A 13,863-nucleotide genomic window follows, 5' to 3' on the forward strand; every position below is an offset into this window, starting at 1 on the left:
AACTATTTATCGACCGTTCCAAATAGGAACGGTCTTTTTTCACAAGATAAGAAAATATAAGATTTTGCCCCGCTGGTACGACGATAAGGTTATACGTCGCTGATGCCCAATCCGCATTTATCGGATGGGCGATCAGGTAAGCGCCCAATTCTGATAAATAGGCGGAAAAATTACCCTTATTACCGGCGAAACAAGTGCCATGATGCATATAACCGGAAAAGTTCCGCTTATTTTACTCGTTACTTAATGAAGATCAGAATGAGGCGAGATGTAAGAACTTTCGTATGTTAGGACCGGACGTTTTTTGCCCGGTTTTTTTTATTTCTAAAAATCGTCATGTTCAAAAAATGTTCAGATTATTTCAGTATACTTTTTAAATGCGTAAATAAGTAAAAGGCAGGATGTTCTGCTTATGTTATTATTCACGGAAAAAAATTATGAAAAAAAGTGGTTATTTTTCATAATCCGCGATAAAATGATCACAGGCAACTAATTGTTATAGTTACATTAAAAATACATTACTGTTTTATTACAAACAAGGAGATGGATACATTACTTCTTAATGCTCTACGAATTATTTCTTGTTAGGCAAAAAGGGCTTAAGATAAAAGAGCGGTACATAAAAACTATGGAACGGCTCGACCGTTCGTAAACGCGATCAGAAAACAAACAGGCGGTGGCATTTATTGATCATTAATTCGGGTTTTCAGGCAATGATCAACATTTTCGTTCATATTTCCTTTTTAGCGCTTACTTGGTGGGCGCTGCAAAGCGTAAAATTAGAAGCTGCGTTTCGTCATCCAAAGAGCATACAAGCGAGAGCTTTTTATGTCATTCTGGCTATAGCTATCAGCTATCCGGTAGCGAAGTTTTTTCTCGATTATGTGGTTTGGTCTCTGATGCTGCCACAGATTTACGAATGATCTTCAATAGCGCAAATGAGGTCTGTTTTTGACGAAAAGTTCCACGTATTTCTCCCTCTTGGTTTAGGCAATACTGAAAACAAGAGAGGGGCGGACGGAAATGAAACGGAGTTTATATCTTATTTGCATTTTTTTTGCAGCATTCCAATTGTTTACAGGACTAAATCAAAACCAAGCTTCTGCAGAGCATGTGACTGATCAATTTGATGAACTTAATCAAATCGGACTTTTTGCCCATACGCTTAAAGATAACCAGGCACATGTATCGAGCTGGTCGGTGTATGCACGTGAGATCCAATCATCGGGTGTTACGCGTAAGAATTTTGATAGGACAGCGAATCAGGTCAAAAAGAAGTTCAGCGACTATGAGTGGCGATCCTTGGAGCCAAATGAAGGTGCAATCGGCTGGGAGGGTACAAAAAAGATACACTCTGGGAACGTGCAAATGAGCATAAATTATATGGCTTATCCGCGTGGGAAACATTTCCAGACCGTCACACTATATCGTGTAAACGGCGAATCCTTTAAGCAGATTCAATGGTCCCAAAACAAAAAGTATATTCGTGCGGAAATGAAAAGAATTTTCAACGGAGAAGAGCACATATACACTTGTGTAAAAGCTTATCACAGTGCTAAAATGAAACTTGCCTTAATTGACGAAGGAATGCGATATCTGAAGCTTTTTTCGGCGACTCCTGTTGAACGACTCCAAGAAAAAACCTTTGTATCAATTTCCGCATATACTAAGACATGGAACAATGCCATTTATACAGCGAACAAAAAGATGAATATTCAGGCAGCCTTGAGAAATGATGGGGACCGGACCATTATTGTCCTTGGCTCACCGATCATTACGGTGGAATACTAACGGGTGTGAAGCCTCGTATGCCTCCGTTGTGGTTTAACTTAGCAAAAAACGCGGCACGGAAGAATGTTCCGGATCGAGCGAAGAGATAAATGGACGCGGAGGGGAAAAGTTTGGAAAAAATTATCGTTCATGGAGGGAAACGGCTTTCGGGCTCTGTGAAGATTGAAGGTGCAAAGAACGCTGTTCTTCCTGTTATTGCCGCATCAATGCTTGCCTCTGAAGGTACGAGCAAAATATATAATGTACCGGAATTGGCAGATGTATACACGATTAACGAAGTCTTGCGTTATTTAAATACATCGGTGAATTATGAAAATAAAACCATCATGGTTAATGCGGTGGCCGATTTGTTTACGGAGGCGCCATTTGAATACGTTAGGAAAATGCGTGCGTCATTTTTAGTCATGGGCCCGCTCTTGGCTCGTGTCGGGCATGCGAAGATTGCGCTTCCCGGCGGCTGTGCGATTGGATCCCGTCCTATCGATCAGCATCTTAAGGGTTTCGAAGCAATGGGTGCAAAAGTCACGATCGGCAATGGATCCATTGAAGCAAGTGTCGATGGAAAATTGAAGGGGACAGTCATTTATTTAGATTTTCCGAGCGTTGGCGCAACGGAAAATATAATCATGGCTGCTTCGCTTGCTGAAGGCGAGACCGTACTTGAAAATGCGGCTTGTGAACCGGAGATCGTAAACTTGGCGCAATATCTCAATGCGATGGGTGCAAAGATCAGTGGTGCCGGAACCGGCAGAATCACAATTGAAGGTGTTGAAAAGTTGCACGGTGCGGAACACTCCATCCTTCCCGATCGGATTGAAGCAGGAACCTATATGATTGCTGCAGCCATTACGGGAGGTAATGTGCTGATTGAAGATGCGGATATTGAAGATCTTCGCCCCTTAATTGCCAAAATGCGTGATATGGGTGTCATCATTGAAGAAGAAGCAGACGGAGTTCGTGTCATCGGAACCGATCACATGCAAGCGGTCGATGTTAAGACAATGCCGCATCCCGGCTTCCCAACAGATCTTCAGGCACAAATGATGGCACTATTGCTTAAAGCCAAGGGTACCTCTGTCATTACGGAGACAGTATTTGAAAATCGTTTCATGCATGTTGAAGAATTTCGCAGAATGAACGCGATGATCAAAATTGACGGACGTTCAGCAATTATCAGCGGACCATGTGACTTGCAAGGCGCAGAAGTGGCTGCTACAGATCTTCGAGCGGGGGCTGCACTTGTTATTGCCGGACTCGTGGCTAAGGGGTATACGAAAATCAACCGTCTGCATCATATTGATCGCGGTTATGTAGATCTTGCAGGCAAATTGCGGGCGCTCGGTGCTGATATTGAACGCGTGAGCAGCAACGAGGAGGAACAACCTGTTGCCGCTGCTGATGATCTGCGCGGTGCTTTGAGCATCAATCCTAAGTTCGCCTAATTTAATAATAAGACTTTACCTATAACTCGGTCCGTTGACCGAGTTATTTTAATTTGTAATTAAATGTATCATTTTAAATCTTCTGATAAATAAAGTGATACAAAAGTCTTTAAAAAAATTATATGCCCATTGGCCAAATCTATGCAAAAAAACAGCCTGTTCTATTTAAAAGATGAGAAACATAAACTTTATTATCTCATTCTCTTGGAGGCAATTGTCCAATGAAGAAAGCCGCCGTGCTCCTCCTTATCTTTGCACTTGTTATTATCATCATCCCCGCAGCAGTTGTTATTCCGTTCACACAGAAGGCTGTGGGCGAACTACAGCATCAAAGCACCAAACGTACCAAAATCGCGGCGCAGCAAAATGTGATTCAGGTCTCCGTTGACCGATCCAATACAAAACAGACGGATCAAGTAGCTTTGAATGACTACTTGATTGGTGTTGTCGGATCGGAAATGCCGGCCAAATTTCGTATTGAAGCCCTAAAAGCTCAAGCGATCGCAGCGCGAACGTATATTATGGCACGGATTATTGACAATCCGGATGTTCACGTTACAGATACGGTACAAAATCAAGTGTACCATAGCAGTCAGGAATTGAAGCAAATTTGGGGCAAGGACTACGAATGGAAACTGAAAAAAGTAAAAAAAGCAGTTGAACAGACACAGAATCAAGTGATCACATATAATGGAAAGCTGATCTCCCCGGTGTTCTTCTCCACGAGCAACGGACAAACAGAAAATGCTGATCATTATTGGAAAAATGATGTTCCCTACCTTCGATCAGTTGCCAGCCCATGGGATAAACTGTCGCCAAAGTACAGAAATGAAAAAATACTGACCACCCGATCCGTTGAGCAGGCGCTTGGCATCACCCTAGGCAGCAATCAAGGCCCTCTAGGAAAGGTCATCAGCAAGACAGATACCGACCATGTTGCACGCATTGAAATAGCAGGCAAAACGTTTACCGGGAGACAGGTTCGGGAAAGCCTAAACCTAAGCTCCACTGATTTTCAACTAACCCAAAATGGCGATCAAATTAAAGCGGTCACCATTGGCAGCGGGCATGACGTCGGCATGAGTCAATATGGAGCCGAAGGAATGGCTCGAGAAGGAAAGACAGCCAAACAAATTCTTACCTATTTCTACCAAGGCACACAGATCAGCAAGATGACGGTAAAATCGAAAGCGCAGCAACAGATCGCAAAAAAGTAACTTAATTTTTCAGGCGCTTGAAATCAAGTGCCTTTTTCTTTTCCAATAAATATAAAGCTCACAAATGCTTTGTCCGTCACTTCCTGCCTTTAGAGCACATAACAAAAAGATTTGCTTGACCAGAAGTTCACCTAGTATAGATTTTCAACAGGGTTATTCTTAGAAAATAGCAATTTATTGATGCATTTTTTTGTTAATTTCATAATTTTTCAATGAAATGGACATAAAATCGTATTTTACATGTATAGATCGGCCGCATTCTGATCAGAATGTTGCTGAGGTGATACAATTTGACAGATAACAAGGATCAGAAGAAGTCGCAGGAAAAAGAGCTGTCCGGTCTGCGAAAACTAGCAAAACGGCGCTGGTTCTATCCCGCTTTATATTTATGCGCCGCGTCGCTTATCCTTACCGGGGTGCTGCTTTTTCAAATGAATGGTGCCAATAAGGCGAGCGAAGATGAGAACCGCACAGTATTTAATCAAGATCAACCGACGCCTCATGCACAGAATGCCGGTGATGAAGTTTTTGAATGGCCAGCGAAGGCCGACGATACAACAGTTGTCCAGCCTTTCTATGACGTTAAAGGAACCGAACAAGAACAGCAAGCCGCTCTCGTAAACTATAACAATTCGTATGTCCAAAATACAGGCATCAACATTGGCGCGAATAATGAAAAATCGTTTACAGTAACTGCGGCGATGGGCGGAAAAGTCACGGAGGCAGCGAAGGATGACACACTTGGCTACAAAGTCACATTGAAGCACAAAGACGGTGTTGAAACGATGTACCAAAGTCTTGGATCAGTAGATGTTGCTGTTGGTCAGGAAGTTGCACAGGGTGAGAAAATCGGTACTGCAGGAACGGAAGCATTGAACAAAGCAATGGGCGTTCACCTGCATTTCGAAATTCGTAAGAATGGAATTCCGGTCAGCCCGGAAAACTATATGAACAAAAGCGCTTCCGATGTGAAGGCTGTGTCAGTCGGTGCACAAATGACGACCACCAATCCTTCCGCATCTGAGAAAGTGAAAGATGAAGGAAGCACGGAAACGCCGAAACAAGAGAGTGAAAAGTCAAAGGATCAAAGCAAATCGAACACAAAATTACAAAGCGATTCAAGCAAAGGGTCATCAATTGACAAAAGCTCACTAAACTCACAAAACTGAAGAAAATACGAAAACGGCTCCTGATTGGGGTCGTTTTTTTATGCAAAATAAACAGAAGATAAGTTAAATGATTGATAAAATAAGAGAATCTACAAGCGCCGCATATACAGAATTAACAAAGCTGGAGTAAAATAAAAAGAATATCATTCGGATAAGGAGGCGTAGCATTGATGTTTGATTACCACTTCTCACCATTTTCTCAGCCACGAAATTCAGTATTTGCAAAACGAGGGATGGTGGCGACTGCGCAGCCTTTGGCTGCACAGGCAGGACTCGATATTCTGAAAAAAGGCGGGAACGCAATTGATGCAGCTATTGCCACTGCCGCCTGCCTGACTGTTGTTGAGCCAACATCAAACGGAATCGGCAGCGATGCCTTTGCGATTATTTGGACAAAGGGAAAGCTTCACGGATTGAATGCCAGCGGAACTGCTCCGGACAGTATTTCGATTGAAGCGATTCATGCTCGTGGGTTTGATGCGATACCGGCACATGGCCTGGAGCCGGTCATGGTCCCAGGAGCTCCTGCCGCTTGGGCGGAGTGTTCCAGACGTTTTGGACGCCTTTCTTTGAAAGAAACATTGCAGCCTGCGATTGACTACGCAGAACAGGGGTTCCCTATTTCTCCAATTGTTGCAAAAAATTGGCGGATTGCCTTTGATAAATATAAGAAGACATTCCAAAATACGATGTTTGCGCCGTGGTTTGACACCTTTGCTCCTGACGGACAAGTGCCGGAAGCAGGCGATGTCTGGCGATCCGCGGATCATGCGCGAAGCTTAAGGGCGATTGCCGATTCTAATGCGGAAGACTTTTATAAAGGAGATCTGGCAGATCAAATCGACAGCTTTTCACGCGCACATGAAGGGTTTATCCGCAAAAGCGATCTTGCACGATACCGGCCGCAGTGGGTAGAGCCGATTTCGGTTAACTATCATGGGTATGATATATGGGAACTTCCTCCTAACGGTCAGGGATTGGTCGCATTGCTTGGCCTGAATATTTTAAAACAGTTTGATTTAAAAAATGAGGACTTAATTAGTAAATATCATAAACAAATTGAAGCGCTCAAGCTTGCCTTTTCCGACGGCAAAGCGTATATCACAGATCCGCGCGAAATGAGTGATGAAGCAATGCAGCTGCTTTCTGAACCATACAGCGCACTGCGAGCAAAACAAATTGGACAGATGGCAATGACCCCTGAACCGGGCAAATTGCCTAAAGGCGGAACCGTGTATCTTGCGGCAGCGGATGAAGAAGGAAACATGGTTTCTTTTATTCAAAGCAACTTTATGGGATTTGGTTCAGGCATTGTCATTCCGGGTACAGGAATTTCGCTGCAGAATCGCGGGTATACATTCTCTCTGAATCCTAAAGATGCGAACAGTCTCGCTCCCGGAAAGAAAACATACCACACCATTATTCCAGGTTTCCTGACTCAGAATGGAACGCCTGTCGGTCCGTTTGGCGTGATGGGCGGGTATATGCAGCCGCAAGGCCATCTGCAGGTGATCAGCCGATTGATCGATGAGCATCTGCATCCGCAAGCTGCGCTTGATGCGCCCAGATGGCAGTGGATTGAAAATAAGACTGTGCTTGTCGAACCGGAATTTCCAAATGCTCTGGCACAGGCATTGGCACGTCGCGGACATGATATTAGCGTAGCACTGGACACAGGTTCCTTCGGCCGCGGGCAAATCATTTGGCGCGATCCAAATACCGGGATATTAGCCGGAGGCACAGAATCACGAGCAGATGGAATGGTTGCAGCATGGTAATGGGGCAAAGTAGAGGATACATAATGAATGAAGTTAGGAGTTTTTTTTAATGAACCAGGAAGGCGAAAACAGATCGATTCAGAAATCCTCTTTAGCAATTCATTGGGATTTATTTGTAGCATTTTTCCGCTCCGGAATTGTCAGTTTCGGAGGCGGACCATCGGGTATCCCACTCATTGAAGCAGAGGTAGTTAAAAGATATCATTGGATGAGCTTAGAGGAATTCGGCGATATGGTTGCTTTGGCAAATGCACTTCCCGGGCCGATAAACACGAAGCTCGCCGGATATGTCGGTTGGCGCGTTAAGGGACTTTCGGGGCTGCTCGTCGCGCTTGCGGCAGTGGTTCTGCCTACGGTGATCCTAATGATTGCATTACTGGGTGTACTTGCGAGATTTCAAGACCAGCGATGGGTACGTGGCATGACACAAGCAGTATTGCCCGTGGTCGGAGTACTCATGGCACAGCTTACTTGGAGCTTTATGAAAAATGCCAAAAAAGGTCTGGGATGGATTATCAGCTTAATATTGGTCGGGCTGAGCTTCGTTTTGATGGAAGTCCTGCATGTTCATCCGGCAATCTTGATCGCATTGACACTGCTGCTTGTCCTGCTTAAGCCTTCAAAAAAAGCGGGTGAACGCAAATGATTTTATGGAAGATGTTTCTTGCATTCTTTATTCCGGGAATTCTGGGTTACGGCGGCGGACCGGCTTCCATTCCGCTTGTTGAAAACGAAGTTGTCGGTCATTACCATTGGATGACGGTAACTGAGTTCAGTAATATCCTAGCCTTTGGAAACGCGCTGCCCGGCCCGATTGCTACAAAAATGGCCGGCTATATAGGCTATGATGTTGCCGGAATAGTCGGTGCGCTTGTTGCCATGTTCGCAACCGTTGCTCCGTCATTGATTCTGCTTATTGCGCTTCTTAAGCTGCTTGAGCGATTCAAGGATTCTCCAAAGGTAAAGTGGCTGACCCTATTGATTCGTCCGATTATCGTGGTCATGCTCGGTATGATGGCCTACAATTTCTTCGCAACCTCTTTTCAGTCGTCAGGCTGGCTGCCGATGGTTCTGATCGCTGCGGCAAGCTTCGTGCTGATGCAGCGGTTCCGAATTCATCCTGCTTTTGTGATTGCCGGTGCGCTCATCATTGGCGCAGCCTTTATGGGGTAAAAAACTAATAGTGAGGAATTTCATTAGCTAACAAGATTAAACCAATGTGTTTGATCTTTTTAGGGGAAAATGAGAGCGGTTCTCATATTTTTTCATACTTCCTGAGGCTTAGTTCTACTCTATACTTAAGTCCGTATGCGATCACGGTTTTTTCGAGTATGCTGTGATAAAAGGAGGCAGTTAGCTAATGTCCGTTCTTGTTATCTATGCTCATCCGGATCCGAAAAGCTTTAATCACGCGATTTATGAGCAGGTTGTTCGCGGGCTGAAGGACAAAGGGCAATCTTATGATGTTATTGATCTGTACAATGAAGGCTTTGATCCGGTGCTCGTACATAATCAGGATAAAAAGCGATCGGAAATGAAGGATGATCCGGAATTAGCAACGTATCGCCGTTTGATCAAAGAAGCTGATCACCTGATTTTTATCTATCCAATCTGGTGGTTTGGTATGCCGGCCATACTGAAAGGGTTTATTGATCGCGTGTTTGCGTCAGGCTTTGCTTACACATACAAAAAGAACATTCCGACCGGATTGTTGAAGGGAAAATCGGCAACGGTGTTCTATACACTTGATTCTCCTGGGTTTTATGAACGATTGGTTCGTCATCATTTAGAATGGCAAGCGATTAAAGGCCCGATTCTCCATTTTTGTGGAATTCGTCCGGTGCGCCGATTTGTCTTTTTCGGTGTGCGAACGAGCAGTGAGCAGAAAAGAAAGAAATGGCTGGAAAAGATTTATCAGGTCAGTCGAGAATAATCAATTGACTGATCCCCCTCGATAAGAAAAACCAGGCAAAAGGCGCTCGATTCTTGAACCATGCTGAATTTTGACTACGCTCGGGTTGCTCGTTTGCCGCGGGCGATCTCCTCGAACATACTTGTGTCGCGGAGACTCCTATGGCTCGCGATCAACAGAGACGCTCCGCAGGCGTCTCACACCTGCACGGTTCATTCACAATCATATTACTTTCTTTACTTGTCAAAAAAAGAGGCTTCCCAGCACACGCGGGAAACCTCTTTTTAATGATGAAAAATGATTAAGCTAATTCTTTGTTCTTCGTCTCTTTACCGAGGAAGAGCACGGCCAAAATGGCAACAATAATGGAGATGCAGAAGATCGTGAAGATACCGCCAATGGATACCTTTTGCACAAGCAGATAGCCGACCAGAAGTGGTCCGAAAATGCCGCCGATTCGTCCAAAGGCTGCCGCCATACCTGTTCCGGTACCTCGGATGACGGTCGGATATTGTTCAGGAGAATAGGCATACAGCGCGCCCCATGCACCGAGGTTAAAGAACGAAAGCAGGATGCCGGAAGTCAGAATGACAGGCAATGTCGTCGCGTAGCCAAAGAAGTAAGCGAATACCGCAGTGCCTAGCAAATACACGATCAGCACCCACTTGCGGCCCCATTTTTCAATCAGCCATGCAGCAGTGAAATAGCCCGGAAGCTGGGCGAGTGTCATGATCAGTACGTAGCCGAAGCTTTTGACCATGCTGAATCCTTTTAGTGCGACTACGCCAGGAAGCCAGAGAAACATGCCGTAATATGAGAAAACAACGCAAAACCAAAGAATCCAAAGCATTACGGTTTGGCGGACATATTTTTTCGACCAGACCTCAACGATGTTATGCAGTACAGAAGGTTTTTCATGCAGATTTTTCGCTACATAGTTTGCTGAATCGTGAATATTCCAGCGAAGATAAATGGCGTAGAATGCCGGAAGAGCTCCGATCAATAACGCGATACGCCAGCCGAAATGCGGAATAATGAAGTATGCAATCAGTGCAGCGATAATCCAGCCGCCAGCCCAAAAGCTCTCAAGCAAGACGACAATGCGGCCGCGTTTTTCCTTAGCAACACTTTCGGAAACAAGGGTTGAAGCGACAGGCAACTCGCCGCCAAGGCCCATGCCGATGAAGAAACGAAGAACAAGAAAAATGGTGATTCCTGTAGCCAGTGCCGAGAGGCCGGCACCGACTGAGAACAAAAGCAAGGTTAAGATTAGAACATTCTTTCTTCCGATCCGGTCAGCCATTAATCCGAAAATAAGTGCGCCGACTGCCATACCGATTGAACTGATACTGCCGATCCAGCCCATTTGAACCGAATCTAATTTCCAATCCGCTGCCAAAGCTGCAATGATAAATGACAGCATACCGACGTCCATCGCATCAAATAACCAGGCGAGACCGGCGACGCCGAGCAACTTCTTTTCCGAGGGGTGATTCGTGAGTGACATAATATCCTCCTAATTAATGAGTGCGGCTCTTATAGTTGTAAAACAGAGCTTGTTCATCTTTTATTATTCAAATCTGTCCCCATTATAATGACTAAGTTTACAGGTGTAAAGACACTTGTTGGAAACAGTTGCCTTATCGGAACCGGAAATCATTGGAATAGATAAGCTTTTTCATCAAGCAAAAGTATAAGGCGTACGTGCTGAGTTTAAAGATAGCTATCTTGTTCCCTGGTTGCAGAACAAGAAAAAAATCTTCCAAACATTAGATGCACGCTAAAATAACAGAAGAGTAAAGCAATGCATTTAAAATAAATTGGCTCTAGAAACTAGGGATACTAAAAGCCGCACTGGCACCGGCCGGAATGAGATAGAAAATAACCGCTGAAATCCTGCCTGCCTTGTCAAAGACAAATATCCGTCGAATGCTTTCCAATTTTATACAGGTTAGAAATCTTGATGTTGTAAGAAACATATGAAAGTTGACGAGAACAATCATTGTAAACCACACAGGCAGCACTCTGAAAAAATTAAAAAGGATCAGAGGAGAAAAGATGAACAGGCTGTCGAACAAAATATCCCAAACACTTCCTAACGCGGATTCCACTTTTAAGCCTTGTGCAACTGCTCCGTCATATAGTATCTCCTATGCTATCTTTTAATAATCAGGGGTGTCAGCCACCATCCAAGACCTAAAATGACAACGATTCCTGACAGCAGCACAAAGGGTTCCATATACATACCGACCATATAGACAATGGTCACAATCCCTGTCACGTATAATGCACCTAATAAAAGCCAAGTCGGGAAGCCATGAATAATTGCTAATCCAACAGTGATTAAACCAATCCTCCGACTAAGAAAGACATGAAATTACGATTCATCAAATTAAGAGGAAATTGAGCAGATCCCCAAATGCTCACAATGACGCCCAACGCAACAAGCACATAACCCAAAATGGTTAATCCTGACATACTGTTTCTCCCTTCTTTAATCAAATTTTCCTGAAACGTTTTATCGCCTTTGATCAACTATCTAGTGATAGATTAAAGATGTCCGAGAGTTTTAAAATTTTCTCAATGTCGGGATAACTTTTCCCTGTTTCCCATTTTGAAATGACTTGTCGAGAAATATCCAATTTTTCTGCCAACTCATCTTGTGACATGTTTAATCGTTCACGTGTTTCCTTAATCCTGTTTCCTAAATCCATAATGATGCTCCTTTCCATAGTAGGTAGTTTGTAGTCTAGTCTCGGATGCTGATCAAAGATATATATAGATGCTTGACTGCAACGATCAGTTGCACCCTAGTTTTGTCCTGTTATTTCTGTAGATGATGCCCGATTTTTCACTGTTGATCCTGCTTGGTACACGATGTCCTGCAGGAATAGACTGTTCTATCTAAATGATCATTCAACGAACATACGTGCTATAATTTATTTATAAAAAGTACGAGATCATTCATAAAAGGAGTAAATGGAGGAATAATACATGAATCTGAAAGAAGTGCAGGATTGGGAGAAAAAGTTCTATGAAGGGCGGGGTTGGAAGGACCTGCCCCCATACATACGCGTGGGTTTTCTTATTGAAGAAATAGGTGAAGTATCTCAAGCCGTCCGTGCTTATGAGATTGGGCGCGACCATCCGAATGAGCGTTCAATGACGAAAGAAGAAATCAAGCAGAATCTTTCGGAAGAACTTGGTGATGTGCTCTCTAATGTGGCCATTCTCGCTGATTTGTATCATCTTAGTTTGGAAGACATAGTAATGGCGCATCGCAACAAGCTCACTAAGCGGTACCAAGAACAAGGGTGAACTAAATAGGGATTGAGATCCCGACCTTCTGGAACTATTGTAGACTTACTTTCTTGTCCGAAGACGCAAAGAGAGGTACCGAGGCTTGTCCCAAGCCATGGCTTTTTGTGCGAGCCAGTGACACCGGAGTCAGTCGTTTCTCACACTCGTGCAGCTTTTTTGGATGATTTTTTATCAAAGCGAATACTGACTCAACTCGGCAATGAATAGCCGAGTTTTCAGAAGATGAGAAAGTTTAGCATTTTGGCCTGTTGATACGATACGACAACAAGGTCATAAGATTCAGTTGGACGATCAGGTAAGCGCCCAATCTGCGAAAATAACCGGAAAAATTCCGCTTAATTCTAAAATGAATGAAAAAATCACTTAAATAGACGGAGAAATTCCCCCTATCGAATCGAAAAGACGTGAAAATGGAGGCATTTTCTTTGAATAAGCGGAAAAGTTACCCTTATTTACCCGTGAAACAAGCGCTATGATCCATATAACCGGAAAAATTCCGCTTATTTTACGTTACTTAATAAAGGACCAAAGTGATTTATGAAATAGAAATGTCTGTTCAAGGTTGATGATTCAAAACTGCATTTGGAGCGAAAGCCATCACGTCCTGTGAAAGTATGTCCTGTATGCAAAGTGAAAGTCATCAATCCTGTGGCAAGCAGGATACTAGGCCGTCCATGGATTACGACGGCAACTCCGCCCTCGCTGGAGGATTGGCGAAGCCGAGTTTTCTTAAGTTGTCTCCTATAATAAAAACAACGTTCATTAATCATTGCAAATTTCGGGTATTGGTCTACTGTGTGGTGTTAAACGGATAATCATGCTTTTTAATAAACTGATTCATAATGGAAAATCAAGTGAGGAAAGAGGGAAACGGCTGAATCAAGGACAGAGATTCACAATGTATAGGAAAATACGGAAAAAGTTTCCTTTATGGGAAAATTGGTTTGGTTCATCTCAAAATCGAAGGGTGCGTCCATTGTTTATGGCGATCCGACCGATCGAGGCGACAAGCAGGTGGTATCTTTTTCCGGCGTTCGCATTATCGGTGGAGGCGGCTATGCGTCGGTGAAGCCACTGGGAATCTATGAAATCGACAAACAAAAAACGACGTTCAAGCCGGTTTATGATCTTAATTTTCTCGTGCTTATTCTCTCCATACTTACATTCGGACTGAAACTGATCAACAAAAATTCAAAAGAGCGCTAACAAAAAGAGGCTTGAAAGTGCAGCTTT

At 43.8% G+C, this 13,863-nt stretch carries 16 protein-coding genes; 11 read left to right on the plus strand and 5 right to left on the minus strand.

The genetic code is table 11. From position 1 onward, the window contains the following. The first annotated feature begins 686 nt into the window (after positions 1 to 686). The 9 genes from NOM01_RS12385 to NOM01_RS12425 all read left to right on the plus strand — a co-directional run bounded on the left by NOM01_RS12385 (position 687) and on the right by NOM01_RS12425 (position 9,330). On the plus strand, positions 687 to 923 hold the full coding sequence (locus NOM01_RS12385; RefSeq protein WP_255748797.1) for a DUF1146 family protein: 237 nt from the start codon (positions 687 to 689) through the stop codon (positions 921 to 923). A 100-nt stretch (positions 924 to 1,023) separates the two neighbouring features. Continuing rightward, on the plus strand, positions 1,024 to 1,791 hold the full coding sequence (locus tag NOM01_RS12390; RefSeq protein WP_255748798.1) for a YwmB family TATA-box binding protein: 768 nt from the start codon (positions 1,024 to 1,026) through the stop codon (positions 1,789 to 1,791). Between the two features lie 110 nt (positions 1,792 to 1,901). After that, complete coding sequence (gene murA, locus NOM01_RS12395) at positions 1,902 to 3,233, plus strand: UDP-N-acetylglucosamine 1-carboxyvinyltransferase (protein ID WP_255748799.1); 1,332 nt, start codon at positions 1,902 to 1,904, stop codon at positions 3,231 to 3,233. Between the two features lie 221 nt (positions 3,234 to 3,454). Further along, positions 3,455 to 4,450 carry a stage II sporulation protein D gene (gene spoIID, locus NOM01_RS12400; RefSeq protein WP_255748800.1) on the plus strand — a complete coding sequence of 332 codons (996 nt, stop codon included), beginning with the start codon at positions 3,455 to 3,457 and terminating at the stop codon, positions 4,448 to 4,450. 290 nt (positions 4,451 to 4,740) lie between these two features. Then, positions 4,741 to 5,619: a M23 family metallopeptidase gene (locus NOM01_RS12405; RefSeq protein ID WP_255748801.1), complete on the plus strand. Its 879-nt coding sequence runs from the start codon at positions 4,741 to 4,743 to the stop codon at positions 5,617 to 5,619. Between the two features lie 170 nt (positions 5,620 to 5,789). Next, on the plus strand, positions 5,790 to 7,397 hold the full coding sequence (locus NOM01_RS12410; RefSeq protein WP_255748802.1) for a gamma-glutamyltransferase family protein: 1,608 nt from the start codon (positions 5,790 to 5,792) through the stop codon (positions 7,395 to 7,397). A 49-nt stretch (positions 7,398 to 7,446) separates the two neighbouring features. After that, complete coding sequence (locus NOM01_RS12415) at positions 7,447 to 8,043, plus strand: chromate transporter (RefSeq protein ID WP_255748803.1); 597 nt, start codon at positions 7,447 to 7,449, stop codon at positions 8,041 to 8,043. Beyond that, a complete protein-coding gene (locus tag NOM01_RS12420) occupies positions 8,040 to 8,570 on the plus strand; it encodes a chromate transporter (protein WP_255748804.1) in 531 nt (176 codons plus the stop codon). Before NOM01_RS12415 ends, NOM01_RS12420 begins: the two co-directional genes overlap by 4 nt. Before the next feature lie 187 nt (positions 8,571 to 8,757). Further along, a complete protein-coding gene (locus tag NOM01_RS12425) occupies positions 8,758 to 9,330 on the plus strand; it encodes an NAD(P)H-dependent oxidoreductase (RefSeq protein ID WP_255748805.1) in 573 nt (190 codons plus the stop codon). A gap of 280 nt (positions 9,331 to 9,610) precedes the next feature. Here the strand turns inward: NOM01_RS12425 and NOM01_RS12430 are convergent, their stop codons facing one another. The 5 genes from NOM01_RS12430 to NOM01_RS12445 form a co-directional block, all read right to left on the minus strand. After that, complete coding sequence (locus tag NOM01_RS12430) at positions 9,611 to 10,816, minus strand: MFS transporter (protein WP_255748806.1); 1,206 nt, start codon at positions 10,814 to 10,816, stop codon at positions 9,611 to 9,613. A 319-nt stretch (positions 10,817 to 11,135) separates the two neighbouring features. Continuing rightward, positions 11,136 to 11,456, minus strand: a complete 321-nt coding sequence (locus tag NOM01_RS17265) for a CDP-alcohol phosphatidyltransferase family protein (RefSeq protein ID WP_370646106.1) — start codon at positions 11,454 to 11,456, stop codon at positions 11,136 to 11,138. A gap of 8 nt (positions 11,457 to 11,464) precedes the next feature. After that, positions 11,465 to 11,590 carry a hypothetical protein gene (locus NOM01_RS12435; protein ID WP_255748807.1) on the minus strand — a complete coding sequence of 42 codons (126 nt, stop codon included), beginning with the start codon at positions 11,588 to 11,590 and terminating at the stop codon, positions 11,465 to 11,467. Between the two features lie 62 nt (positions 11,591 to 11,652). Next, positions 11,653 to 11,787 (minus strand): hypothetical protein, encoded by a 135-nt coding sequence (locus tag NOM01_RS12440; protein WP_255748808.1) that lies wholly within the window; start codon positions 11,785 to 11,787, stop codon positions 11,653 to 11,655. Positions 11,788 to 11,840: 53 nt separating this feature from the next. Further along, positions 11,841 to 12,023: a helix-turn-helix transcriptional regulator gene (locus NOM01_RS12445; protein ID WP_255748809.1), complete on the minus strand. Its 183-nt coding sequence runs from the start codon at positions 12,021 to 12,023 to the stop codon at positions 11,841 to 11,843. Between the two features lie 280 nt (positions 12,024 to 12,303). Between NOM01_RS12445 and NOM01_RS12450 the strand changes: the two genes are divergently transcribed. Then, positions 12,304 to 12,627, plus strand: coding sequence for a MazG-like family protein (locus NOM01_RS12450; RefSeq protein ID WP_255748810.1), 324 nt, complete (start codon positions 12,304 to 12,306; stop codon positions 12,625 to 12,627). A 933-nt stretch (positions 12,628 to 13,560) separates the two neighbouring features. After that, positions 13,561 to 13,836: a hypothetical protein gene (locus NOM01_RS12455; RefSeq protein WP_255748811.1), complete on the plus strand. Its 276-nt coding sequence runs from the start codon at positions 13,561 to 13,563 to the stop codon at positions 13,834 to 13,836. The last annotated feature ends 27 nt before the right edge of the window (positions 13,837 to 13,863 follow it).

The sequence above is a fragment of the Sporolactobacillus sp. STSJ-5 genome, from assembly GCF_024385605.1.
Taxonomy (GTDB): Bacteria; Bacillota; Bacilli; order Bacillales; family Sporolactobacillaceae; genus Sporolactobacillus.